Genomic DNA, 24,707 nt, shown 5'->3' on the forward strand with positions numbered 1-24,707 from the left:
CTCAAAATAAATCATTTTGAAGCGACCCCCAAAAGTTAGACCAAAAAATCTAACTTTTGGGGGTCGTTATTTGTATGGCAAAATATCCTTTTGAATTAAAACTAAAAATCGTTAAAGAATATCTTAGTGGCGTGGGCGGATATCGGTATCTTGCCAACAAATACGGTATTTCAAGCAAGTCTCAAGTAAGTGATTGGGTGAATGCCTATCGTGAATACGGAGAGGAAGGTCTATTGAGAAAGCATCAAAATCAGAAATATTCTGTTCAATTTAAGTTAAATGCGCTAGAGTTATATCAAACAAGTGAGATGTCCTATCGAGAAGTTGCTAGCACTTTAGAAATGAACAACCCTGCGCTTATTGCCAATTGGATGCGTAATTTCAGAGAAGCAGGTATTGAGGGGCTCTCAAAAGAGAAAGGGCGACCACTTACTTTGACTAGAAAAAAAGAAAACAAAAAAGAAAATACAACAACTGAAGAACGCGAGCGTATCAAGGCATTAGAAAAGCAAGTCCGATCCCTTCAAATTGAGAATGCCTTTTTAAAAGAGTTGAGGAAGCTGCGAAAACAGGAAGCCCAGCAAAGACGCAAGAATCAATCGCACGAATCATCGCCAGCCTCCGAGGATCATTCAAACTAGTTGAGCTTCTTGAAACATTGAAATTTCCTAAAGCAACCTATATGTATTGGCAGAAACGGTTTGACAGACCAAACCCAGACCAAGAAATTGAAGAAAAAATGCTTGAAATTCGCAAAGAGCATAAAGACTATGGCTGTCTGCGACTAAAAAAAGAATTAGAGAATCAAGGGATTCATGTCAATAAAAAGAAGATTCAACGTCTGATAAAAAAACTAGGTATCGAAGTAAAGTCTTACACTCGAAAATCTCGACGGTACAATTCTTATCGTGGGAAGGTTGGTACTGTCGCCAAAAATCGTATTCATCGTCGGTTTTATACAAATATCTGTCACCAAAAAATTACAACTGATACCACAGAGTTTAAGTATTATGAAGTAGACACCGCAGGTGTCGTTCGTCAGAAAAAGCTGTATTTAGATCCTTTCATGGATTTCTACAATAGTGAAATTCTATCTTATCGGATTTCTGAAAAACCAAACGCACTAGCCATAATGGAAGGATTAGAAGAAGCAATCCAGATGACAAATGATTGTCCATTTCGTAGAACCTTCCATTCAGATCAAGGATGGGCCTATCAAATGAATGCTTATAAGAATAAATTGAAGCAGCATAAAATCTTCCAGAGTATGTCTCGTAAAGGGAATTGTTTAGATAACTCACCTATGGAAAACTTCTTTGGTTTATTAAAGCAAGAGATTTTTCATGGAGAAGTCTATCGGAGTTTAGATGAATTGAAAACAAAAATTGACCAATATATCTATTATTACAACCATAAACGCATCAAAAAGAAATTAAATTGGCGAAGTCCGGTTCAGTTTCGAGAAGCTGTAAAAACAGCTGTCTAACAGTTAATCTTATCGTACAAAAAAGGAGTGGATTTCTCCACTCCATAAAAGTCTAACTTTTTGGGGTCACTACATTTTTGAGTACTTCTTTTTTTATGTTTAGATTTCTATTACTCTTTGCTAGTTTTACTGTATTGATATGCGAGTAAATTTGCAACGCATCCACAGTTATTGCTTTGAAAGCTGTAATGCTTTAAGCACTTCTTTGAGACCTGGTTCGATTGTAAAAAATTTAAAAAAGGTTCAAATTCCCTCACTAGTGACGGATACAGAACGATAAATATTTCAAAAATTCAGGAGATTTCAATCAATTTGGAATCAATGAGATTATTTTTCAATCAAAATACATGAGAGCCAAAATAAATTAAGAAATGTAGCTAATCCAAACTTTTTAATCCATGTAAATGAGCCTATTGTCTAGTCAAATTTGTTCATTCTTAATTTTTCAGAAAAGATAATAAACTTATTACCTTACCACAAATATCTAAAGTAATTTCGGCTAACTCCAAACCATATTTTGAAAAAAAGATTGGTTGATGTCTTCATCGTTCGGATAATTTGGAATAATGTTGATATCCTCTTCTGGGGTTCCTTTAGTTATCATCAATTCTCTATGTTCATTTAGTTTATCTAAAAAGGTATCACCTTCTACTCTTTGATAGGCCACACTATTGTTTATAGTCACTTGTAAGGAACCATTAGTCCTATCTATATTAAAAATTATAGTGTTTAAGCTTTTTATTTGGTATTACCTTATAAACAACACATGAACCTTTTTTTGATATTACTTCTCAATCATCACTAGATTCAACAGATTTTTTTTGTTATCAAGTGAGCAAAGAAAAAGAAAGCATAGAAGCATTTCTTTTGAATGATCTCATAAAATTAACTCTATTTGACTTAGAGTAATATTAAAAGACACCTTCCAAAAATGGAAAATGTCCCGAATGTTTAATTGAATGATACTGGATTTTTGAGCAATCTCTGTCCCATACTATATTCGCAACGACTCCAGCAATTAACGTTTTGAGCAATAACAAAGAAAATTTAAAGTAATACTTATACATGCATATCCTTTATTATCAGTATTTCATGTCATATAAAAAAGATAAATATGGTTGGATTTTCATCAATATTGATTTATTTTACACCATTTTACACTTTGAGCTTGCAAAAAGATTAAATGTGACGTAATATGTCAATATGAGTACGACAAAATGTCAGGAGGTCGTGAATTTGACTAGACAATACTTAAACATTCGCCTTTCCTATGAAGCTAAACTTTGTATTGAAAAAATACATAGTAAAGTTCAAGATAGAATGAGTGATAGTATTTCAATAACTGAACTTGATGAGATTGAAAAACTCATTAAAAATTATCTTACTGATAAAGACCCGATTCTTTCTAATGTCTCAATTACTAATATATTAAAGGTATCTACTTCTAGTATTATCGAAGAAGCATGTTACTTCACTTGGAATTATACTTCAAAGGATTGGCATAAAATTGATGACGAAATGCAGAAGTACAAATTTAATTTGGATATTGATGTTGGTTCACTGACTCCAAAATTATATTTAGAAAACGAAGTTATTGTTCGGTTACAACAATATCAAAAAGACTTTATGAAAGAGGATATGGTACGTGTTGTAAAAATGTCATACGTCATCAAAGTTATAATCTTTGCTTATGCTAAGTACTTAGGCGTTTTAGATAGTTGATTACGAAGGTTTTTTCCATAAACCTTCATAATTTTTAACTACAATGTCGTAAAGAGTACGACTTAAAAACTAAAAAGGAGGATACTTATATGTGCATAAGAGCTTCACCATCAATTATATACAGCAAAATAAAAAACTAACCACACAAAGGAGAGAACAAAATGAATAATCAATTTACAAATTACCCACTTCAAATTCAAAATGAAGTACAACAAATGAATCATATTTTTAATACATCTGAAAAACGTGCGTATGTAGCAGATAAAGCAAGACTCAATTTATCTGATAAAACTAAAAGTGATGTTTACAGCGAAGCATATGCACATTTGATCAAGTCATTAGGTTTAACTTCACGTATTCAAGATGAATACACGCAAAAATTAGTTGCCTTTTATTTTCACTCTCAACAAGTTTATTTTAATGGTAAATCCATGCTTGAAGATTTTGTTGATAAAGGTAAATTACCACATCTCTTCACTAGTTACCGTTAATTTTTTGAAATGCAGGGGGGATTTATTCCCTCTTGCTAAACTTGAAAGGCAGGTATTATCGATGGGGAAATTATATCTTATTACTACTTTTTCAGGTTCAATATACAAAATATTAGATACCGATAAAGAAAAATGGCTTGAGAGAGTTCCTTCACAAGAAGCAAGCGTATTAAGAAAAGATGGAGAGAGGATCAGAATAGATAAGATTTTACAATTGACACTTGGAAAGCCCGCAATATTTGCATTGGAACCTCTTGGCTTAGGAAATTTGACTATAAGAGAGACTACTGAAATTGTAGAAATAAAAATTATCGATGAACTTTGAAAGGAATGGAAATAAAAATGAAAAATATTTATCAGAATGTGTATCAGCTAGTGGTTATAAATATTTTTTTAATATTGACCGCAATTAGCGGGGTTACGTTGCAGCCTCAGATAAATTTCAATGCAACATTAGATCGCGGATATTATAAGTTTTTATATGTTGGTTATGATATACGCCGTTCCCTAGTAGTGTTTGCAATTGTAGCAACTATTTACTTGATAATTGAACTATCTATTTTTCTAAGAATGAAGGTGAAAAATAATGAAGTTTGATTACAATCCATGGCGATCCCTGAGCCTATCTTTGCTTTGCTTATTAGCTTTTTTATCAGGCTTTGTGGGAAAAATACACCGATATGATTTTATGCTTTCCTTGAAAGCTTTACTAATAATTTCTGTGGTGCTTCTTATTTCACAGCTCTTTGGATTAGTTATCATAAAAAAGGAAGAAGGTAATTGATTGAATAAAGATGTGTGGATAAATAAATTCATTACTCGTATAAAAAAGGAAAACGAGTATGGCAAACTCTATATTGTTAGTTTGAAAAAGCTGTATAAATCTCGAATCTCAATTCGTCACTTTTTTACACCTTCAAGGGCACTAATAGCATTTGTTTTTATTGTCGGCTCTTTGCATATATTGAAAGATAGCCATGGTAGTAATGGAATCATGTTATTAATGCTTTGTATATTGATAATACTGTTACTGTATATAAAAAGTAAATTTTTCCCGAAATATCGTCCTTTTGAGCCCATACTTCGAAGCTATATTTTTCAAAATGATTTGTATGAGGAGAAGAATGGACAGTTATTGAGTGAGATTCGCATGGCGTATATAGAAGATTTAGATGTATTGCGTGTGATTATAGAAAAGAATGGCGACCGATACCAAAAGATTGCTAATCAGCTTGGAGAGTCTTTAGAATCAAAGCTATCTATGCAGTTATATGAAACAAATGAGACGATAAATTACGTTGAATACATTTTCTTAAAAGAGGCAATTAATATCGAACAGTCAATTTTCACCTCTTCCAGTATAGAAAAAGAAACTTTTAATAATATTCCTATTGAAACCATAATGCTCACCTCTAAGCAAGGATTCTCATTAAAATCAAACACGAATTTAGGATTGTATGGACGCACAGGCGCAGGAAAAACGGTAGGTCTTCAATGGTATTTGTATAATGCAATAGCTAAAGGTTCAGGAACAGATTCAAATAGTTTGCTAAGCATTGTAGACGGTAAAGGAGCTGATTTATATTCTCTAGGCGAAATAATATCAGAAGAGATTGACGGTAACATTTCTGTAGGTCAAACTCCTTCAAGTTTGGCAAAACTGTCTAGAGAGTTTGTAGAAGCTATGGATTTGAGATTTGAGCTAATTAAGGAAAGTAATGCCTTGAATGCTGATGCTTATGACTTAGGGTTAACTCCTAACTTTCTTTTTATCGATGAACTTGCTAGTATCAGAGATTCATGTGGTAGCTCTAAGCAAGGAAAAGAACTATGGAATGAAATCATTCAGAATATTGGATTGGTTGCTCGTAAAGGTCGTCAAGCCGGAAGCCATTTAATCTTAAGTACACAAGACCCGAATGCTGAAAATATACCTGTTGAAATCAGAAATCAAATATCTAGCGTTCTTTATTTAGGCAATCCATCAAATGACCGTGTAAAAATGGCATTTAGCATGTGTGAGTTAGAACATGTTCCTACTCTCTCTGGTCGTAAAGGGGAAGCATTATTCTATGCAGATGGATTGAACATGACTGAACCAGAAATTACTATAGTTCCATTCGTAGATATAAAAACAAAGCAAGACTTTAGAAATGTTGTCAATCGTATCAAACCAAACCCAAATAATTTCATCTGATATTTTGATTGTAATCAGTGGGCTTCTGATTGCAATTGAAATATCGGATTCACATCAGCGACTTTTGCTGATGACTACTATAATGAAATGAGGAAATTATATGAAATTAAATGATTTTTTGAAACCTGAGTTATTAGGAACTAAATTTTTAGCGGTAAAAGGTTACTCCGAAGTGCTAGATAGAGAAACACAAAAACTTTCTGCTTACAGGTTAAATGTCAGCATTCAGGATGAAACAAGCGACTTTTTTATGGAAATGATTCAAGTGAAAATTAACAATCTTAATCCTACTATTGCCTTCCAAGATTTAAAAAATAGTAAAACCATGCCTATTACATTAGAGAATCTTCAGGTTGGGCAATACAATGGTGCGCTTTGGTTTAACTCAACAGATGTTTTACCAGTTAATAAATAGACAGGAGAAATAATATTATGTCAAAAAAAGATTTCCCAATTTTAGAAACGGTTCTTAGATCAATGGTTATCGTTATAAGACCTGATGTTCATGGTTCTGGTGTAGTATGGTTTGAACCGCCTGTCGAAGGTGTATGGGCTAAATTAATTCGACTAGATGATATGTACTATAAAATAGAACCCAATATTGACAGTGGATATAGATTCACCGAAAAACAGATATCTGAACTGATGGACTGGTGCCAAAATTTAAATATTTAGCTTTCATTTTGTAATAGTTAACTACGGACAAGAACAGGACTGCCAACGGAGTTGAGCAAGCGAAGCGTGTCAGTGGAACGACTGTACTTGTCCGTAGTCTTAGTATTACGGAAGGGAATGAAATTCCCTTCCTAGTTTATTTATTATATAAACAATCTTATGGCGAAAAATCGCTGTAGAAGGACTGATTTTTATGACTGGTTACAATCAAAAAATAGTCCGAACGAATTCCTATGTTGAGATTTGGGAATATGAAAAGCCTATTTTCATTAAAGATGAAATTACCGTAATAGATGAAGCTGTTGGTCAGATAGAAAGTATAAAAGAAAAATCTAAGCGAAGAACATTTGATGAACTCAATGATGATGAACAAAAGAAGAGATTGGAAAGAATGAGTAAGACTAGACTAGAAGCAAAATGGAAATTGTTAAGAATTGTAGATTGTAATTTTGATGATAAAACTTCCTTCCTTACTTTAACCACTAAAAAGAATGTTCAAGACAGAGACAAGTTTAACTCCTTACTAAAAACATTTATAAAGAGATTTAACTATCATATTTTTGGCTCTAAAAAAAGCAAGCTGAAATATTTAGCAGTTTTAGAACGTCAAAAAAGGAAGGCATGGCATGCCCATATACTATTATTTGAAGTTCCTTACGTTCCACATGAAAAGCTTCTAAACTTATGGGGACATGGTGCTGTTCGGATAAATAAAGTAGATGTAGATTCCAAAGAAAATCGTGGTCGTTATGTTACCAAATATTTTGAAAAAGGTATAGGTCAAGAACTTTTAGAAAGTTTTGGTAAAAAGGCTTATTTAAGTTCTAGAAACTTACTACGACCAGAAGAATCTAAAATTTTCTTGAAAGATAATCTTGAATTTAAACATTCAGCTATTTTATATGAAACTAAATATGTGAGTAAAATTTATAGAGATGGAAACTTAATCGATAACCCTGTAAGGTATCGGAAAATAAGAATTGAGGATGATTTTTAGTGAAAAAACTCAAACTACGTTATATTTGTGAAAATTGTGGAAAAATCGGTTTATATAATAATGAAGAAGAAGGTTTTAGAGATGGATGGGATTATCCTCCCCAAATGGGAACTTACCGAGTTTTAAGTCCTAGAACCTGCGGTCAATGTTCTATCGATACAACCCTTTATTGGGCAATTATTACAGGGAAAATCCATTCACTGAGCGATATGACATCTAATCAAAAGGATACCCTAGCACGTATCTTAGGGGAACCCGATACGATTTTTATAAATGAAAAATCGATTTGAAGATGAGGAGAGTATATATGCACAAGAAAAAAAATAAATTCCCCTTGCTATTAACAAGAGAACAAGCTTCTAATTATCTTGGGATTGATCCAAAGTCATTTGATAAATATGTTCGAAGTTCTGATGATTTGAAACGGTTCATGGTTGGAAGACAGGAGCGATATACCATACGAGAATTAGAGATTTTTATTGTTAATCACTCAATATGTTAAGGAGTTGGGATTGTGGCAACCATTATCAAACGTGGAAACTCATACAGAGCTGAAATAAGCAATTATAGGCATGGTGTAAACAATCGACTTACAAAGACGTTTAAGACTAAATCTGAAGCAAAGTTATGGGCAATGCAGAATGAAATAGCTAAAGGAAATGGTACTGACTTAGCAAAAAGAAATGACTCTTTTGCAGAGTTCTTTGAAAATTGGGTAAAGATAGTTAAGAAAAATGATGTTAGACCAGCAACTTATTTAAACTACACCCGAACAATTCCAATAGTGAAAAAATTATTTGGAAAAATCAAGTTAAGTGAATTAAATGATTTGGTTGTCCAAGCTAAAATAGATGAATACGGTTCTAATCACGCCAGAAAGACTACAACTGAAGTGCTTTTAAAAATACGTACTTCTTTAAGATATACTTATGGTCGTGGCTTATTGACCTCTGATTTTGCAGGTTTAGTCAAAACACGTGGTAAAGAAATGCCTAAAAGAAATAAAGCATTGTCTATTAAAGAACTAAAAAAACTACGTTCATATCTTTTAGAAAATCACGATACAGATTTTGAGGTGCTTGTTCTTCTTGCTCTTGAAACTGGTGCAAGACGTGGAGAATTATTAGGAATTAAACCCGAAGATGTCTATGAATATGGAGTTATGATTGTTCGTTCCATTAGTCCACATAGTTCTGACACTGGTTTAAAAACAAAGCATTCAAAACGAGATATAAGCATAAATAAGGATATCTATGAAATTCTAAAGACTGTTGAAGTAAAAGAAGATGGGTATTTATTTGAAACAGATGGTTTTCATCAGTCGGCAGACTTGGCAAAACTATTAAAGAAATTAGATATTACGAAAACTACATTTCATGGACTAAGAGATACTAATGCTTCATTTCTTTTTTCAAATGATAATATCAGATTGGACTATATATCAAAAAGACTGGGTCATAATTCGATTCTGACTACTCAAAATTATTACTTAGAATTGATGCCTGAGAAGAAACATTCGCAAGAATCCGAAGCATTAGCACTACTTGATTCTTTGAAGTGATGATAGATTTACATCAATTTACACCAAAATATACAAAAAGAACTCCCACAAGTAGTGAGAGTTCTGTATTTCTCGATAAAAAGATTAACGTTTTGAAAACTGTGAAGCTTTACGAGCTTTCTTAAGACCTGGTTTTTTCTTCGTATCATTGAATAAGTTTGAAAAACCTTGATTTATAAAGGTTTTCCCGTAAATATATTTTATTATATTTAATTAAATTTGAAATGTTTGTGTTCTAAAATGTGTTCTAATTTAAAGGCAGTATATTTCGTATTTTAGATTAAATTTTTAGGCTCATTCATTCTCAAATCCATTCTATTTAGTCAATAAATATTTAAAAAAGACTTTATAAACAAAGATGTTCAAGCGAGCATCTTATTTTTTGTGCTTAATTTGAAAGGAGAACATTTTATGTATAAAAAACAAAAAAAGAAATTATGTGTATTAACTATTTTGAGTTTGGCTGTTCAAGCAATTGTTGGAGTAATTGCTCCTACGATTGCATTTGCTGATGAAATTACCCATCCACAAACGGTAACCGTAGAACTAGATTTAGCACATAAATATGCTGTTGAAGGAACTTTTAGTGATGGTCGTCCAATGTCAGAAGTCACTGTTCCGCATTATGCAGTGTACAACGGCGTGAAACAAGATATTTTCTGTATTGAACCAGGAGTCCCGATTTACAATGAGTTCACTCCTGGATATGAGAAGAACCCGTTACCAGATATGTCCGATAAAGCCAAATTAGTTTCCGTTTTATGGAAAAAAGTAGGTACAGATGCAGATACTCATATTGTGGCACAGAAGATGATCTGGCAAGAAGTTAATGGGTATACCCTTCACTCAATAAAACGATCAGACGGTAGTGCCGTAAATATCGCAGCCATTGAGGCAAAAATCAATCAAGCCATTGCCGATTATCAGAAGAAACCAAGCTTCCATAATAGTACGGCTAAAACAGTATTAGGGCAATCGACTACTGTGACGGATACAAATAATCTGAATTTGTCAGAGTTCGATGAGGTTGTGGAAAATACCGCAAACATTGATTATCGTGTGAATGGCAATCAGTTGATAATCACCCCAAATACCAATTCAAAAGAAAGTGGTGTGTTGACGCTTAAGAAATCTGCTGGTACGGGAACACCGGTCGCCTATAAGATGGCTGGACAACAAACTTTAATGGCTGGGGCGATTGATAAACCGAACACTTACACGGTCAAAATTGATGTGGAAACAGAGGGTTCTTTAAAGATCAAAAAAGTTGATAAAGAATCAGGTGACGTTGTGTCGGGAACAGTTTTCCATTTAGATTTTGGAAAAGCCTTACCCGCAAAAGATATAACTACCAATAAAGAAGGGAATGCTACATTGGATGGGATTCCTCATGGTACAAAGGTAACCATTACTGAAAAATCAGTGCCGGCGCCTTATACGATTGATACTACATCCATGACCGCTACGATTAAAGCGGGCGAGACCATTTCAGTGACTTCAAAAAATACGCGAGAAAAAGGTCAAATCATTCTGGATAAAACCGGAGTTGAAACAAGGAGTGATCTTTGGAACGATAATTACTCTTTAGCGGGCAATACGTTTGCCATTCGCAAGGATAGCCCAACTGGTGAAATCGTTCAAGAAATGATAACGGATGAAAACGGTCATGCGGAAACACCAAAAGAGATTGCTGATGCGCTAGAATTGGGGACTTACTACGTGACAGAAACCAAAGCTAGTAATGGTTTCGCGAATACCTTTAAACCAGTAAAAGTCGAATTGAAGTATGCCAATCAAACCGTGGCCCTAGTTACTAGTAATGTAAAAGGACAAAACCAAGAAATTACTGGGGAAACCACTCTGACAAAAGAAGACAAAGATACTGAAGATAAAACACAAGGCAAGGCTGCCTTTGAGGGTGCTGAATACACATTGTTTACTGCTAAGGATGGAAAAGCGGTCAAATGGACCGAGAACTTTAAACCAGAATTGTTGAAGGGAACGAAAGCTTCTGATGAAACCGTAACTTTGACTTTAGATGAAAAGAATCAAGTTGCCGTTAAACACTTAGCGATTAATGAGTATTACTGGCAAGAAACCAAAGCACCTGATGGATATACCTTGGATGAAACGAAGTATCCTGTATCCATCAAAAAGGTGGATGATAGCGAAAAAAATGATGTGATTACCCGAGATGTTACGGCAAAAGAACAAGTGATTCGCTTTGGTTTTGATTTCTTCAAATTTGCCGGATCAGCCGCTGGCACTGCCGAAACTGGATTTAATGACTTAACCTTTAGAGTGTCGCCATTGGAAGGGACCAATGAGATCACCGGTGCCGAAGATGAAGCGACCACAGCTTATAACGAGCAATTCGGGTTTGATGGTTATGGCAAGTTTGAAAATCTTCCTTATGGCGATTATTTACTTGAAGAAGTAGAAGCCCCAGAAGGTTTTCAAAAGATTACGCCATTAGAAATCCGTTCTACTTTTAAAGAAAATAAAGAGGATTATACCAAGAGTGAGTATATCTTTACTATTACCGAAAAAGGGCAAAAGCAACCGATTAAAACGGTGACCGTTCCTTACGAGAAACTGACGAACAAAGCATTTTCTGTTAGTTTGAACCGTTTAATGCTCTATGATTTGCCTGAGGAAGAGGATAGCTTGACTTCCCTTGCGACTTGGAAAGATGGAGACAAAGAATTAACCACTCTGGATTCTACCGAGCTAGTTGATAAATTGAGTTACAATCTTCATGAAATCAAAAAAGACTGGTATGTGGTAGCTCAAGCCATTGATGCGGAAGCCACAAAAGCTGCCCAAGAAAAAGATGAAAAAGCTAAACCAGTGGTAATTGCCGAAACAACGGCTACCTTGGCGAACAAAGAGAAAACAGGAACTTGGGAAATTCTGCATAAATTAACCGCGGAACAAGTTTTAGACAAAACAATCGTCTTATTCAACTATGTGTATGAAAACAAAGAAGCCTTTGAAGCAGGCGATGATCCAGTAGCGAAGGATGCTAGCTTGAATAATCAGGCCCAAACTGTCAATTGTACGGTTGAACGCCATGTTTCCATCCAAACAAAAGCGCACCTAGAAGACGGTTCTCAGACCTTTACTCATGGTGATGTGGTGGATATGTTTGATGATGTATCGATCACCCATGATGTTCTGGATGGCTCAAAAGAGGCTTTCGAAACAGTTCTGTATGCTTTACTACCTGATGGTTCGAGCAAGGAAATTTGGAAATCTGGTAAGATTGATTATGAAGTGAATGACAAGGAATTTACCAAAACCGTGCTTGCAGAAAAAGTAGATACAAGTAAATATCCAGAAGATACAAGTTTTACCTTCAAAGAAATTAACTATGACAAAGATGGGAATATCAATGGAAAACACAATGAAGATTTGAAAGAAAAATCTCAAACTTTAACGCCCAAAAAAGTTCCGACAACACCAAGTACACCAGAACAACCGGAAACAGCAACGGTTCCAAGTGGCTCTCAAGAATCTAGTCCTACAGTGAAGGCATTCCCTCAAACCGGGGAGAAAACTTCCAATGCGTTATTGTTCATTGGGTTTACTTTGATCTTTGCGACTGCCGGGTATTATTCATGGAATCGCCGGAACTAAGGTGATGAGATGAAACAAGTAAATCCTAAGAACCAACGTGCGCGACCGCCTCCTAAAAAAGTGGTCGCGCTATTTTTGTATCCAAAACTAACAATGAAAAGAGGAAGAGAATATGGAATTGAAATTTGTTGTACCAGATATGACCGAAACCTTTGGGAAGTTAAGTTATGGCGGTGAAGGCGAAATTTTGACAGAAGGATATGGCCGAAATACTACGGTGATTGGTCGAAGTTATCATTTATACTCCAGTAAGCAACGGGCTGATGATATAGAAGTCGTAGTAGCTGCGGAAGCTGGCGAAAAGGATTTTGACCAAGATCAACCGCTAAAAGCTGTGAATCCTCACTTGGTTGCCAAAGGCTATGAAATTGAGAATCGGGGCTTTACCGATTACGTGTTGTATGTTGATGATTTAGTGAAAGCATAGGAGGAAAAGAAGATGAGATTAACAGAAGGTATTGTCGTAGATTCAGGATTAACCTTTGGCAAGTTGCGCTTTTCCGCATTACGTCGAGAAGTACGGAAACAAAATGAGGATGGAACGGTTAGTAATGAGGTAAAAGAACGAACCTATAATTTGAAATCCTCCGCGCAAGGTCGAATGATCCAAGTTAGTATCCCAGCAAGTGTACCCTTACGCGAGTTTACTTATGATGCAGAGGTAGAGTTGGTCAATCCAATTGTGGATACAGTCGCCAATTATGTTTTTCGAGAAGGAACTACTGTCAATTGGTTTATTAAGGCAGATGATTTAGTCTTGAAACGACAACCGAATCAAGGAAATCCTACGAACCAAAATGATGGAAAGAAATAGGTGAAAAGAATGGAAATTAATGTGGAACATATTTTAGACTGTTTCGATCAATATGGCAAAGGTGAGTTAACGGAGGAACAACTCACGAAAGCATTAACCTATGATGAAAAAATGTTTTTGATTATGCATCAAGGATTACTGGAAGTAGGTAACGATGCCAAAGAAGACTTTGATGTACTGGATTGGTTAGGGGAGGAAGAGTCCTTCTTTATGGTTGTCGAGGTAAATGAAAGTTTATGTCGTCAAGCAGAATCTGTCTTGGAAGAAATCGGTGTGGAGATGCCGGATGCTATTGAAGTTTTTTTAACACAATTGGTTGAAACGAAACAACTTCCCGTGTCAGTAAATGACTAGCATGACTTTTTGAAATTGCCCAATAAAATCCTATTGGGCAATTTTCGGTTGGAGGTGGAAACCATCAAAATGTACAAAGGGCATCGCATACGGGCAGGAGATCAGCACTTGGTTTATCACTTTGTTCTTGGCTGGCTAAGTGCCTTATTCATCGGTTGGATGGGCGTCTTTTATTTTCAAGAGCTTAGACAATTTGATCTTTCTAAGCCATCACTTTCTACTATTGAAATCGTTTGGTCTATAAAAGATTTAGCATGTCTACTTGGAAGTCTCGCTCTTGCAGGAGTTATGATGTTACTTTATATTCACTTTTTTCAGGATCATTGGCGAAGTTTGTGGCATCGGCAAAAGTTGGCTCGGATGATTCTAGAAAACCATTGGTATGAAGTGAAACAAACTCAAAGTGAAGGTTTTTTCAAAGATTTGAATAGTAGTCGGACCAAAGAGAGTATTAGTTACTTCCCCAAAATCTATTATCGAATGAAAGATGGCTTACTTTCTATTCGCGTTCAAATTTCACTGGGAAAATATCAAGATCAGCTTTTAAAGTTGGAAAAGAAGTTAGAAAGCGGACTGTATTGTGAGTTAGTAGAAAAGGAACTCAAAGACTCTTATGTGGAATACACCTTGTTATACGATATGATTGCCAATCGAATTGGAATTGAAGAAGTAGTGGCAGAAAACGGGGTTTTGCGATTGATGAAAAATCAAGTATGGGCGTATGATTCTTTACCTCATATGTTAATCGCTGGTGGAACAGGTGGTGGGAAGACCTATTTCTTACTCACCATTATCGAAGCACTATTGAAGTCAGATGCAGAATTGTTTATCCTCGATCCAAAAAATGCGGACCTCGCCGATTTAGGTACGGTAATGCCCCATGTCTATTCACAAAAGGAAGAAATTTCTACTTGCGTGGAAGACTTTTACGAACGCATGATGGCTCGTAGCAAGAAAATGAAAGAAATGCCCAACTACAAAACAGGAGAGAATTATGCGTATCTTGGACTTCCGCCAAACTTTTTAATCTTTGATGAATACGTGGCTTATATGGAGATGTTAACAACGAAAGAAAGTGCGGTGATTTTAAATAAACTCAAACAAATTGTCATGTTAGGTCGTCAATCTGGTTTTTTTCTGATTTTGGCTTGTCAAAGACCAGATGCGAAATATTTAGGAGATGGGATTCGCGATCAGTTTAACTTCCGGGTCGCTCTGGGTCGTATGAGTGAGCTCGGGTATTCCATGATGTTTGGTGAGGTCGATAAAAATTTCTTTATGAAACGCATCAAAGGACGAGGTTATGTGGATACTGGAGGGAGTGTGATTAGTGAGTTTTATACGCCACTTGTGCCAAAAGGGCATGATTTCTTAAAGGAAATTAGCAACATTGTTGGATTAACCGTTCATACGGAAAGAGAAAATAATAGTGTGTAGCCTAGGAATATCAATAATCCTGGGCTTTTTTTGAGGTGATTTATGACATTTTTAGATTTATTCGCCGGGATTGGTGGCTTTCGCTTAGGTATGGAACAAGCCGGTCACCATTGTATCGGCTTTTGTGAAATTGATGAATTTGCTCGGAGGAGTTATAAAGCAATCCATGATACAAGGAAGGAGGTGGAAATGCATGACATCACAAGTATATCAGACGAGTTTGTTCGATCCCTCGGACCAGTGGACATCCTTTGCGGCGGATTTCCGTGCCAAGCTTTTTCAATTGCGGGAAAGCGGCAAGGATTTTCCGATACTCGAGGTACTTTATTCTTTGAAATCGCTCGGTTCGCCGCTCTTCTCCAACCTAAGTTTCTATTCCTTGAGAACGTCCGGGGACTGCTCAATCACGAAGGAGGGGCTACGTTCGAGACGATCCTCCGAACGCTGGATGGATTGGGGTATGATGTGGAATGGCAGGTGCTTAACTCAAAGGCCTACGTTCCCCAAAGCCGTGAGCGGGTCTTCCTTATCGGACATACTAGAGACGCATGTACCGAACAAGTATTTCCTATCATTGGATCGTCTCCAACGTTTGATCAAAACATCAGAAACTTGGTAAATATCAATCCTTCCAATCGAGGAATGGGAGGACAAGTCTATGGGTCAGATGGCGTAGCGCCAACCTTAACCGGTGATGAAGGAATCAAAATTGCGTTGCCGGTAAAGGATGGGATTTCTGTAGCGGGTATGTTACCGGGAAATTTCGAACAAGGCAATCGGATTTACGAGGTAACTGGAACTGCCCCCACTTTGTCAACGAAACAAGGGGGAACGAAGATACTAATTCGGAAAAATAAAACAGAATATCAAGAGGTGAAGCCAGGGGACAGTGTGAACCTGGCTTTTCCTAATTCCACAAGTCGTCGAGGCCGTTTGGGAAAACAAAGTGTGCATACTTTACTAGCAGGAGACCAACAAGCGGTCGTCACGGATCAGTATCAAATTCGGAAGCTAACACCTAGGGAGTGCTGGAGACTTCAAGGATTTCCCGATTGGGCTTTTGACCGGGCTTCTCAAGTCAATTCAGATAGTCAGTTGTATAAGCAGGCGGGAAACTCTGTAACAGTTCCGGTCATTTTTGATATTGCTAGAAGATTTAAGGAGGTAAAAGCACATGATTTATGATGAGTTGATTGGAGAAATCTACTGGGTGATTGGCAAGATTCAGTCCGATCCGGAATTGGAAGAAGAACTGTACCGGCTCAATTTTGATATTCGAAAAAATGGGGTGAAGGTCCCTGGTGATTCATATGTAATGGATGAGGAAACCGATGCTCGAATTGAGTTGAATCAGGTTATCAGTGAATTCGAACGGATTGCGGACCTTGCCAAAGAACCTGATATCCGTCAATACTTGTTTGAGATAAAAACAGAACTAGAAATTGAGGGGATTACCGCAGAGTAACCATAGAGTAAACCACTGATAGGCGCTGACCGCGGGGGATTTGCGAAGCAGAAATCCTCCGCGGTGCTGTGCCTGTTCATGGACGGCGGCAGCCGGCCATGATGTCTCACCCCCCGTATCTAACAGGGGGGTACAAAAACACAAAAAATAAGCAAGCACCCATTAAGAATGCTTGTTGTAGCAACGATATTAAGTAATTTGTATAGGTGTTAACTCATTTGAAAAAGTTAACACCTTGAATTTGGAGGTGAGAACTTGGCGCAACGAAATTTAGATTATCGGTTATTAAAAGACCGACGCAACGAATACGGCGTTTCACAAAATAAATTGGCTACGTCTTGCGGGCTTAGTCGTCCGTACTTAAACCAGATAGAAAATGGTGGTGTAACTGCTTCTGCAAAGACCATGAGGAAAATTTTTGACCAACTGGAAAGCCTCAATCCCGATTTGCCTTTGACGTCACTGTTTGACTATGTAAGGATTCGTTTTCCCACAACGGATGCACGGAAAATCATTCAAGAAGTTCTCCATTTGAAATTTGAGTATATGCTTCATGAAGATTACGCCTTTTACTCCTATCAAGAACAATATGTTATGGGAGACATTGTGGTGATGTTGTCTCATGAAGAAGATAAAGGCGTTCTTTTGGAATTAAAAGGGCGAGGTTGTCGGCAGTTTGAAACTTTTTTACTCGCCCAAAAACGTAGCTGGTACGACTTTTTCGAGGATTGTCTAAAGGCCGGTGGCGTGATGAAACGCTTGGACTTGGCAATCAATGATCGAGTGGGCTTATTGGATATTCCTGAGTTAACGAAAAAATGTCAGAAGGAAGAATGTATTTCCTTGTTCCGTACCTTTAAAAGCTATCGTTCCGGAGAACTGTTGAAAGCTGATGAAAAGGATGGTATGGGCAATACCTTATATATTGGCAGCCTCAAAAGCGAGGTTTACTTCTGTTTGTATGAGAAAGATTATGAACAATATATCAAGTTAGGGATTCCATTAGACCAGACCGAAACGAAGAATCGGTTTGAAATTCGGTTGAAAAATGACCGAGCTTATCATGCGATTCAAGATTTGTTAAAAGGTCGTAGCATTGAAAGTACCACGTTTTCCATTATCAATCGTTACTTGCGATTTGCGGATAAAGTGGAAGGAAAACGGCGAACCAACTGGCCCTTGAATGAACAATGGGGTCGTTTTATTGGACGGAATCGGAAAGAGATTCAACTCACTTCTGAACCCAAACCGTATACCATTGAACGAACCTTGAATTGGCTTGGACGTCAAGTCGCCCCTACGTGGAAGATGGCCAAGGAGTTGGATCGTTTGAATCAGACAACCTATATCCAGGATATGGTAAATAATGCACGCTTATCAGACCGGCATAAAAAGATTTTGGAGCAACAAAGTATGGCAATTGAAAACTTGATTATATGAAAAGAGGAATTTTGATGGGAATTGTAAAAGATATGTTACTGGTATTTGGTGGCAGTATGCTCGGCGTTACCGTGATGTGCTTGATGCCATGCAAGTGCAGCAGCAGACCGAGCAATGGAAAAGAAAGGAAAGTGACGAGATGAATTTTGGACAAAATTTATATCAATGGTTTTTAACCAATGCTCAATCTTTAGTCTTACTAGCGATTGTGGTCATTGGTTTGTTTTTAGGATTTAAACGCGAGTTTTCCAAACTGATTGGCTTCTTGGTGATTGCTTTGATTGCGGTAGGTCTGGTCTTTAATGCTTCTGGCGTGAAGGATGTCTTACTCAATTTGTTTAACCGAATTGTCGGTGCCTGAGGGGGAATCACGATGGAACAGATGCGTGTTTATATTGCGAACCTTGGAAAATACAATGAAGGGGAGTTGGTGGGGGCGTGGTTTACCCCACCTGTCGATTTTGATGAAGTGAAAGAACGGATTGGATTAAATGACGAATACGAAGAGTACGCGATTCATGATTTTGAACTGCCTTTTGAGATTGATGAATATACGCCAATTGAGGAAATTAATCGGTTGTGTGGCTTAGCGGAGGAGCTTGAAGGAACTCCGATTGGGGAAGTTGCTTCTGAGATTCAACATGCTTTCTTCAATTCTTTTGAAGAAATGGTAGAACATGTGGATGATATTATTTGTTATCCAGACTGTGATGATATGAGTGATGTAGCGTATTACTTGATTGTAGAAGCTGGTGACTTTGGAGAAGTACCGGAACATTTGAAGACGTATATTGATTTTGATGCGTGCGGTCGAGACTTGGAGATTGGCGGGAATTATTTGGTTACGAGTCGAGGGGTTTTTGAATATTTAACGTAGTCTTATTCCCTCAATCAATGGATTAACAAATGTCGCTTGTTATTAATCGTTCAATCTGGTTAAATAATATTATAAACTGGATTAGATTGAGGGGCTTGCTGTGGCTATTGTTATTTCTAAGATGATTGTTCATAAATTAAATGTTGGAAATCCTTTACCTGTTTTAAGTGATCGCTGTATTGACTTGAATTCGCTAGAGGATACCGATGAAGCGTTAAATTTTTTTGTTACACATATAGAACAATCAAGAAGTCAAGGATATGTAAAAAAATGTCAATTTTGGGATTTAAATTCAAATACCGTAAAAAGAAATGTTGAAACGATTATTAGTAATATTGATAATTCTGATGGATTAGAACAGTCCTTTATAGAAGAGTCAAAGCAGATGGCTATAAAATTTGCTAGATTAATGAGAGGTACTGCTTCTCGAAGTGATGGGTCTCTATTTGTATTGTTCTATTCTGTTGATGGGGATAATTATATTGGGATTATGAAAATGGATCCAGATACGGGTGTAGAAGTTATTGAACAAGAAAATGGTCTTACTATTCAAGTGAGAAAAGATATGCTACCTTCAAAACGAGAGAGACTGCATAAGGCAGCATTCATAAAATGTCTTGACTTATATACTGAAGGGGAAATACATTTATATGCTCTAGATAGACAAAAATCTACTGATGAACCAGCTAAATATTTTTTAGATAGCTTTTTGAACGCAAAGATAATTCCTGATGATGAAGTATTAACAGCGGCATATCAAAAAACAGTTGCTAATGTTATTCAGGAAGTATTGCCTCCAGGTATGTATATGGCATTTAGTCAGAATTTCCAAAGAAGGCTTACTGAACCACGATACTTTACATTAGAGGATGATTTCCCACCGTTGATTCGTGATTTGCTACCTCCAAATCAGATAGATGCTGATTTAGCAATGTATATGAACAGCATTCAACAGGAACTTATGCGTAAAAATCCTGGTGATGTAACAGGTTTTATGCCTGTCGTGGAGAAGATTAATAGCCGAGTTTTCCGTACAATAGATAAAAGCATAGAAATTACCATTAATAAAGATGCTGATGAAGATGTCTATAATATAGAACTTGACGAGGATGGTACTCTGACACTAACTATTTATCCAGAAGCGAATCCAAAACAAATAAAATAGTATGCTGGGAGTAAACTCATGGTAGAAAACAGTGAACTTAGAAGGATTCAAGAAATTCTATCCAAAAATGAAAAATTTTTTCTTAATGAAACAAAAAATAATATTATATTTCAAGAGCAGTTCAATATTTGTGATATTGATGATAGTTTTACGAATGAATTACCTAATATAGAGTATATTAGTATGAAATTTTTTCACGTAGAAACGGATGATCAAATATTAGGTGCTCATTTAACCGAAGATATACGTCAATTGAACAAAGGAATATATAAAGATAGGGAAACTCCTATTTATTCGATTATCACCATCGATAAGAATTTATTTAAGAATAGTTCTTTTGATGAAAATTTTTTATTCTATTTTAGTTTAAAAGTCTTTGTAAATCAGGTTAGCAGGTTGAGTTGGCAAGATGTAAATAAGAAATTAACAGTTTTTATTCTTAAGAGTGACGTTGTTAACTTTAATACTGATTTCATTAAAATAATAAACTATGATCCTAATGCTAATAATCAAAGCGAGGCTATTTCATCTAATGTAAAAAATCGGTTTGAAGAGTTTAATAGCATTTACAGCTCAATATATGATGAAAAAAAACTTAAAGACTACTTTGAGTATCCTCTAACGTGGGCAGGAAAGGTCGATGAGGGATTTCCCAACATTATAAAGAAAAGAATGATTGAGTGCTTTTTTACAATTATTTGTAACAAAATACTTGGTAGTAATAGATATTTAATACGTGGTCAGAAAACTGTTACGATAGAGATTAACGATGAGATAATACCGTTTAAAAGCATCCAAATTATTTGTGAGCTTTTTGATTTTTTACTTGATGTTGATAAGCATCATGATAAGCTTAGTTTGTTACGGAACACGTTAACCGTTTATCTTAATAGCTATTCTGATACTAAAAACTTTATCAGCGAGTCACCTGAAATAATCAAGTCACTCAAGTACAATTTTGAACTGTATATACAAGAAAAAGTACGAATGTTTTTGGATCAAAAAAATAAACTGCTCCAGGAATACATTAGTACAACAAAAAAAATTGAAGATATGACTTCGGGGTTAGTAGCCCAAATGAGGACTGTCGCTCTTAGTCTTTTAGGGACTATCTTTATTTCTTTATTGGGCGATATTGCGAAAAGTAAGTCTTATGCGATTTTAAATCTTGCGTTGATAAGCTATGTCCTATACTTCGTTATTAATATTGTATTAATAGGAATTCAAATGTTTCAGAAAAATGCTTTGCTCTCAAGTCTTGAAAATTATACTAAGGAACTAGGAGTGATTGGCGAGCAAAATGATAATAATTTGTCATACTCATCATTAAAAGTCAAATATTTACAGAAATCAGTAAATATATACACTTTTTATTGGTGCCTAATCCTCTTTATTTTAGTTTTGCTGACTTTGTTGTTTCTTTTATTCTACCTTTCGTTAAGGTTCAATTATTGTCCCGAACTGAAAGAGATGATTAAGTTTATCATCGGATACTATTAATAATAAATATGTATGTATTACTTGAGTCTAGCATTTGCTAGACTCTTTTTGAAAGGAGAAAACATGAAAAAAATAAAAAGCTACACCAGTATTTGGGCAGTTGAAAAAGTCATTTATGCGATTAATGACTTTCAGCTGCCTTTTCCTGTGACTTTTAACCAGATGGCTTGGTTTGTTTTATCCCTGCTGTTTGTCATTGTATTTGCCCATGTGCCTCCGCTATCTATGATAGAGGGGGCATTTTTAAAATACTTAGGCATACCGGTGGCGGTTACTTGGTTCATGTCGCAAAAGACGTTTGACGGTAAGAAACCATTGGGATTTTTACGATCCTTTATCAGTTATCACTTACGATTTAAGGTCACTTTTGCAGGAAAGAAAGTCAAAGAACAGAAGAAACGATGGGACGAACCCATTACTCTTATAAGGAGTGTGAACTATGTATCCGATTAAGTATATCGAAAATAATCTTGTCTTTAATCAAGAGGGAGAGTGTTTTGCCTACTATGAATTAGTGCCTTACAATTACTCCTTTTTATCACCTGAACAGAAATATCAAGTACATGATAACTTTCGTCAATTGATTGCTCAGAATCGTGAAGGCAAGATCCATGCCTTACAAATTGCCACAGAAAGTAGTATTCGTGCCACGCAAGAACGATCAAAAAAGGAAATTATAGGCAGACTCAAAGAAGTCGCGAAACAACGAATTGACCTTCAAACAGATGCATTAGTATCTATGATTGGCGATAGTCAGATTGATTATCGCTTTTTTATTGGCTTTAAACTAATTGCAACAGATGAAGAGGTCAATTTAAAGAGTCTCAAGAAATCTTTCCTTTCTGGCCTTCAAGAATTTGTCTATGGGGTGAACCATCATTTGATGGGTGATTTTGTTTCCTTGTCCAATGAAGAAGTTCGCCGGTATACCAAGCTTGAAAAATTAATGGAAAGTAAATTGGCTAGAAGATTTGAAGTCAGACGGGTCACACCGAGTGATCTGACGTATTTAATTGAACATATTTATGGCGAAAAAGGCACACCGTTTGAAGAATATGAATTTCAGCTACCAAAGAAAAAGCTAAAATCAGAAACGCTGGTGAAACGTTATGATTTATTACGTCCTAGTCGTTGCTTGATTGAAGAAAATCCTCGGTACTTACGCATGGAACATGAAAATCATGAATCGTATGTAGCCTATTTGACAATCAATACGATTGTAGGGGAGATGGAGTTTCCTTCTTCAGAACTTTTTTATTACCAGCAACAACAATTCACTTTTCCCATTGATACTTCAATGAATGTGGAGATTGTGACCAATAAAAAAGCTCTTGCCACTGTTCGCAATAAGAAAAAAGAACTGAAAGATTTAGACAACCATGCCTACCAATCCGATAATGAGACAAATTCCAATGTCTTAGATGCTTTAGATTCAGTAAATGAGTTGGAAACTACCTTGGATCAATCCAAGGAGTCGATGTACAAATTAAGTTATGTAGTTCGAGTGAGTGCGGAATCCGTGGATGAATTAAAACGCCGTTGTGATGAAGTGTTCGATTTTTATGATGATACTAATGTAAAACTAGTCCGACCCTTTGGCGATATGATGGGGCTACATGAAGAATTCTTACCCTCAAGCAAACGCTATATGAACGATTATATCCAATATGTTACTTCTGACTTTTTAGCGGGACTTGGTTTTGGGGCTACTCAAAAGCTAGGGGAATTAGAAGGCATCTACTTTGGCTACAATGTAGATACGGGGCGGAATGTTTACCTGAAACCGGCATTAGCTTCACAAGGGGTCAAGGGTTCAGTTACCAATGCTTTGGCTGCTGCGTTCCTTGGTTCACTCGGTGGCGGAAAGTCCTTTAGTAACAATCTCTTGGTCTACTATGCTGTTCTTTTTGGTGGGCAAGCTGTGATTGTCGATCCAAAAGGAGAACGAGGTGGTTGGAAAGAAAACTTGCCAGAAATTGCGGATGAAATCAATATTCTCAACTTGACTAGTAAACCAGAAAATCAAGGCTTACTTGATCCTTATGTGATTATGAAGAAAAAGAAAGATTCAGAAAGTTTAGCGATTGATATCCTGACTTTTTTAACAGGAATTTCCAGTCGGGATGGGGAGAAGTTTCCAGTGTTGCGCAAAGCTATTCGGACGGTTACCCAAAGTGATCAACGAGGATTGCTGCAAGTCATTAATGAGCTTCGAAAGGAGAACTCTCCAGTCGCGGAAAATATCGCCGATCATATCGAGTCCTTTACCGATTATGATTTTGCCCATTTGCTTTTCTCAGACGGCACAATTATCCAATCGATTAGTTTAGATAAACAGTTGAATATCATTCAAGTAGCGAATTTGGTTTTACCAGATGCAGAAACTACTTTTGAAGAATATACCACGATGGAGTTGCTGAGTGTTTCGATGCTAATCGTCATTTCCACTTTTGCCTTAGATTTTATCCATAGCAACAGAGAAATCTTCAAGATTGTGGACCTGGATGAGGCTTGGTCATTTCTTCAAGTAGCACAAGGAAAGACCTTGTCGAATAAATTAGTGCGTGCAGGTCGGGCCATGAATGCTGGGGTCTATTTCGTCACTCAAAATAGCGACGATTTATTGGATGAACGTTTAAAAAATAATATCGGGTTGAAGTTTGCTTTTCGCAGTACCGACATTCATGAAATCAAGAAAACCTTGGAATTTTTTGGATTGGATCAAGAAGATGAAAGCAATCAAAAACGTCTGCGAGATTTGGAAAACGGCCAATGCTTGATGCAAGATTTGTATGGTAGAGTAGGTGTAGTCCAAGTTCACCCTGTATTTGAAGAACTCTTCCATGCCTTTGATACTCGTCCGCTGGTTCAAGAGAGAACGGAGTGA

The 24,707-nt window shown here is 36.3% G+C and carries 27 protein-coding genes and 1 pseudogene; all 28 read left to right on the forward strand.

The window, feature by feature from the left end:
- Window positions 1–74 precede the first annotated feature (74 nt).
- The 28 genes and pseudogenes from IGI71_RS16545 to IGI71_RS16680 all read left to right on the forward strand — a co-directional run bounded on the left by IGI71_RS16545 (window position 75) and on the right by IGI71_RS16680 (window position 24,707).
- Window positions 75–641, forward strand: coding sequence for a transposase (locus tag IGI71_RS16545; protein ID WP_430599016.1), 567 nt, complete (start codon window positions 75–77; stop codon window positions 639–641).
- Window positions 611–1,486: an IS3 family transposase gene (locus tag IGI71_RS16550; protein WP_413118969.1), complete on the forward strand. Its 876-nt coding sequence runs from the start codon at window positions 611–613 to the stop codon at window positions 1,484–1,486. Before IGI71_RS16545 ends, IGI71_RS16550 begins: the two co-directional genes overlap by 31 nt.
- Before the next feature lie 1,236 nt (window positions 1,487–2,722).
- Window positions 2,723–3,208, forward strand: a complete 486-nt coding sequence (locus IGI71_RS16555; protein WP_430615977.1) for a hypothetical protein — start codon at window positions 2,723–2,725, stop codon at window positions 3,206–3,208.
- Window positions 3,209–3,369: 161 nt separating this feature from the next.
- On the forward strand, window positions 3,370–3,699 hold the full coding sequence (locus IGI71_RS16560) for a hypothetical protein (RefSeq protein ID WP_430615978.1): 330 nt from the start codon (window positions 3,370–3,372) through the stop codon (window positions 3,697–3,699).
- A 61-nt stretch (window positions 3,700–3,760) separates the two neighbouring features.
- Entirely contained in the window at window positions 3,761–4,024 is a 264-nt protein-coding gene (locus IGI71_RS16565; protein WP_430615979.1) for a hypothetical protein, read from the forward strand.
- A 261-nt stretch (window positions 4,025–4,285) separates the two neighbouring features.
- On the forward strand, window positions 4,286–4,483 hold the full coding sequence (locus tag IGI71_RS16570; protein ID WP_061053462.1) for a hypothetical protein: 198 nt from the start codon (window positions 4,286–4,288) through the stop codon (window positions 4,481–4,483).
- Complete coding sequence (locus tag IGI71_RS16575) at window positions 4,484–5,896, forward strand: FtsK/SpoIIIE domain-containing protein (RefSeq protein ID WP_430615980.1); 1,413 nt, start codon at window positions 4,484–4,486, stop codon at window positions 5,894–5,896. It abuts the gene before it with no gap.
- A gap of 100 nt (window positions 5,897–5,996) precedes the next feature.
- The gene (locus IGI71_RS16580) at window positions 5,997–6,311 is read left to right on the forward strand and encodes a hypothetical protein (RefSeq protein ID WP_061053463.1); all 315 of its coding nucleotides are present in this window, start codon (window positions 5,997–5,999) and stop codon (window positions 6,309–6,311) included.
- 17 nt (window positions 6,312–6,328) lie between these two features.
- On the forward strand, window positions 6,329–6,571 hold the full coding sequence (locus IGI71_RS16585; RefSeq protein ID WP_061053464.1) for a hypothetical protein: 243 nt from the start codon (window positions 6,329–6,331) through the stop codon (window positions 6,569–6,571).
- Window positions 6,572–6,764: 193 nt separating this feature from the next.
- Window positions 6,765–7,568 (forward strand): rolling circle replication-associated protein, encoded by an 804-nt coding sequence (locus tag IGI71_RS16590; protein WP_194195656.1) that lies wholly within the window; start codon window positions 6,765–6,767, stop codon window positions 7,566–7,568.
- A complete protein-coding gene (locus tag IGI71_RS16595; RefSeq protein WP_061053466.1) occupies window positions 7,568–7,858 on the forward strand; it encodes a hypothetical protein in 291 nt (96 codons plus the stop codon). The genes IGI71_RS16590 and IGI71_RS16595 overlap by 1 nt, the downstream gene beginning before the upstream one ends.
- Window positions 7,859–7,875: 17 nt before the next feature.
- On the forward strand, window positions 7,876–8,070 hold the full coding sequence (locus IGI71_RS16600; protein ID WP_430615981.1) for a DNA-binding protein: 195 nt from the start codon (window positions 7,876–7,878) through the stop codon (window positions 8,068–8,070).
- A gap of 12 nt (window positions 8,071–8,082) precedes the next feature.
- On the forward strand, window positions 8,083–9,129 hold the full coding sequence (locus IGI71_RS16605) for a tyrosine-type recombinase/integrase (RefSeq protein ID WP_430615982.1): 1,047 nt from the start codon (window positions 8,083–8,085) through the stop codon (window positions 9,127–9,129).
- Window positions 9,130–9,540: 411 nt separating this feature from the next.
- Window positions 9,541–12,768, forward strand: a complete 3,228-nt coding sequence (gene fss3, locus IGI71_RS16610; RefSeq protein WP_428208187.1) for a fibrinogen-binding MSCRAMM adhesin Fss3 — start codon at window positions 9,541–9,543, stop codon at window positions 12,766–12,768.
- Window positions 12,769–12,880: 112 nt separating this feature from the next.
- A complete protein-coding gene (locus IGI71_RS16615; RefSeq protein ID WP_428208186.1) occupies window positions 12,881–13,195 on the forward strand; it encodes a YdcP family protein in 315 nt (104 codons plus the stop codon).
- 12 nt (window positions 13,196–13,207) lie between these two features.
- A complete protein-coding gene (locus tag IGI71_RS16620) occupies window positions 13,208–13,582 on the forward strand; it encodes a YdcP family protein (RefSeq protein WP_077453491.1) in 375 nt (124 codons plus the stop codon).
- Window positions 13,583–13,591: 9 nt separating this feature from the next.
- Complete coding sequence (locus IGI71_RS16625) at window positions 13,592–13,936, forward strand: damage-inducible protein J (protein WP_428208185.1); 345 nt, start codon at window positions 13,592–13,594, stop codon at window positions 13,934–13,936.
- 69 nt (window positions 13,937–14,005) lie between these two features.
- Complete coding sequence (locus IGI71_RS16630; protein ID WP_430615984.1) at window positions 14,006–15,373, forward strand: FtsK/SpoIIIE domain-containing protein; 1,368 nt, start codon at window positions 14,006–14,008, stop codon at window positions 15,371–15,373.
- 42 nt (window positions 15,374–15,415) lie between these two features.
- On the forward strand, window positions 15,416–16,558 hold the full coding sequence (locus tag IGI71_RS16635) for a DNA cytosine methyltransferase (protein WP_428208184.1): 1,143 nt from the start codon (window positions 15,416–15,418) through the stop codon (window positions 16,556–16,558).
- Window positions 16,548–16,838: a hypothetical protein gene (locus IGI71_RS16640; RefSeq protein ID WP_428208183.1), complete on the forward strand. Its 291-nt coding sequence runs from the start codon at window positions 16,548–16,550 to the stop codon at window positions 16,836–16,838. Before IGI71_RS16635 ends, IGI71_RS16640 begins: the two co-directional genes overlap by 11 nt.
- A 255-nt stretch (window positions 16,839–17,093) precedes the next feature.
- Window positions 17,094–18,278, forward strand: a complete 1,185-nt coding sequence (gene mobT / locus IGI71_RS16645) for a MobT family relaxase (protein ID WP_428208182.1) — start codon at window positions 17,094–17,096, stop codon at window positions 18,276–18,278.
- A pseudogene (locus IGI71_RS16650) lies at window positions 18,275–18,413 on the forward strand (DUF3789 domain-containing protein). The gene mobT and the pseudogene IGI71_RS16650 overlap by 4 nt, the downstream one beginning before the upstream one ends.
- Window positions 18,414–18,417: 4 nt before the next feature.
- Complete coding sequence (locus IGI71_RS16655; RefSeq protein WP_002298822.1) at window positions 18,418–18,639, forward strand: hypothetical protein; 222 nt, start codon at window positions 18,418–18,420, stop codon at window positions 18,637–18,639.
- Window positions 18,640–18,651: 12 nt separating this feature from the next.
- On the forward strand, window positions 18,652–19,155 hold the full coding sequence (locus tag IGI71_RS16660; RefSeq protein ID WP_428208180.1) for an antirestriction protein ArdA: 504 nt from the start codon (window positions 18,652–18,654) through the stop codon (window positions 19,153–19,155).
- 100 nt (window positions 19,156–19,255) lie between these two features.
- Window positions 19,256–20,320 carry a nucleoid-associated protein gene (locus IGI71_RS16665; RefSeq protein ID WP_428208179.1) on the forward strand — a complete coding sequence of 355 codons (1,065 nt, stop codon included), beginning with the start codon at window positions 19,256–19,258 and terminating at the stop codon, window positions 20,318–20,320.
- 18 nt (window positions 20,321–20,338) lie between these two features.
- A complete protein-coding gene (locus IGI71_RS16670) occupies window positions 20,339–21,820 on the forward strand; it encodes a hypothetical protein (protein WP_428208178.1) in 1,482 nt (493 codons plus the stop codon).
- A gap of 63 nt (window positions 21,821–21,883) precedes the next feature.
- Window positions 21,884–22,273: a conjugal transfer protein gene (locus IGI71_RS16675; protein WP_428208177.1), complete on the forward strand. Its 390-nt coding sequence runs from the start codon at window positions 21,884–21,886 to the stop codon at window positions 22,271–22,273.
- On the forward strand, window positions 22,260–24,707 hold the full coding sequence (locus IGI71_RS16680; RefSeq protein WP_428208176.1) for an ATP-binding protein: 2,448 nt from the start codon (window positions 22,260–22,262) through the stop codon (window positions 24,705–24,707). The genes IGI71_RS16675 and IGI71_RS16680 overlap by 14 nt, the downstream gene beginning before the upstream one ends.

Source organism: Enterococcus sp. DIV1279b (assembly GCF_050531515.1).
Taxonomy (GTDB): Bacteria; Bacillota; Bacilli; order Lactobacillales; family Enterococcaceae; genus Enterococcus_D; species Enterococcus_D casseliflavus.

What these genes read in the sequence shown, in the direction of transcription:
- IGI71_RS16600 (WP_430615981.1), top strand. Translation starts at nt 7,876, where the DNA reads ATGCACAAGAAAAAAAATAAATTCCCCTTGCTATTAACAAGAGAACAA.
- IGI71_RS16615 (WP_428208186.1), top strand. Translation starts at nt 12,881, where the DNA reads ATGGAATTGAAATTTGTTGTACCAGATATGACCGAAACCTTTGGGAAG.
- IGI71_RS16620 (WP_077453491.1), top strand. Translation starts at nt 13,208, where the DNA reads ATGAGATTAACAGAAGGTATTGTCGTAGATTCAGGATTAACCTTTGGC.
- IGI71_RS16630 (WP_430615984.1), top strand. Translation starts at nt 14,006, where the DNA reads ATGTACAAAGGGCATCGCATACGGGCAGGAGATCAGCACTTGGTTTAT.
- IGI71_RS16675 (WP_428208177.1), top strand. Translation starts at nt 21,884, where the DNA reads ATGAAAAAAATAAAAAGCTACACCAGTATTTGGGCAGTTGAAAAAGTC.
- IGI71_RS16655 (WP_002298822.1), top strand. Translation starts at nt 18,418, where the DNA reads ATGAATTTTGGACAAAATTTATATCAATGGTTTTTAACCAATGCTCAA.
- IGI71_RS16585 (WP_061053464.1), top strand. Translation starts at nt 6,329, where the DNA reads ATGTCAAAAAAAGATTTCCCAATTTTAGAAACGGTTCTTAGATCAATG.
- IGI71_RS16635 (WP_428208184.1), top strand. Translation starts at nt 15,416, where the DNA reads ATGACATTTTTAGATTTATTCGCCGGGATTGGTGGCTTTCGCTTAGGT.
- IGI71_RS16680 (WP_428208176.1), top strand. Translation starts at nt 22,260, where the DNA reads ATGTATCCGATTAAGTATATCGAAAATAATCTTGTCTTTAATCAAGAG.
- IGI71_RS16660 (WP_428208180.1), top strand. Translation starts at nt 18,652, where the DNA reads ATGGAACAGATGCGTGTTTATATTGCGAACCTTGGAAAATACAATGAA.
- IGI71_RS16545 (WP_430599016.1), top strand. Translation starts at nt 75, where the DNA reads ATGGCAAAATATCCTTTTGAATTAAAACTAAAAATCGTTAAAGAATAT.
- IGI71_RS16590 (WP_194195656.1), top strand. Translation starts at nt 6,765, where the DNA reads ATGACTGGTTACAATCAAAAAATAGTCCGAACGAATTCCTATGTTGAG.
- fss3 (WP_428208187.1), top strand. Translation starts at nt 9,541, where the DNA reads ATGTATAAAAAACAAAAAAAGAAATTATGTGTATTAACTATTTTGAGT.
- IGI71_RS16670 (WP_428208178.1), top strand. Translation starts at nt 20,339, where the DNA reads ATGGTAGAAAACAGTGAACTTAGAAGGATTCAAGAAATTCTATCCAAA.
- IGI71_RS16640 (WP_428208183.1), top strand. Translation starts at nt 16,548, where the DNA reads ATGATTTATGATGAGTTGATTGGAGAAATCTACTGGGTGATTGGCAAG.
- IGI71_RS16560 (WP_430615978.1), top strand. Translation starts at nt 3,370, where the DNA reads ATGAATAATCAATTTACAAATTACCCACTTCAAATTCAAAATGAAGTA.
- IGI71_RS16565 (WP_430615979.1), top strand. Translation starts at nt 3,761, where the DNA reads ATGGGGAAATTATATCTTATTACTACTTTTTCAGGTTCAATATACAAA.
- IGI71_RS16570 (WP_061053462.1), top strand. Translation starts at nt 4,286, where the DNA reads ATGAAGTTTGATTACAATCCATGGCGATCCCTGAGCCTATCTTTGCTT.
- IGI71_RS16625 (WP_428208185.1), top strand. Translation starts at nt 13,592, where the DNA reads ATGGAAATTAATGTGGAACATATTTTAGACTGTTTCGATCAATATGGC.
- IGI71_RS16580 (WP_061053463.1), top strand. Translation starts at nt 5,997, where the DNA reads ATGAAATTAAATGATTTTTTGAAACCTGAGTTATTAGGAACTAAATTT.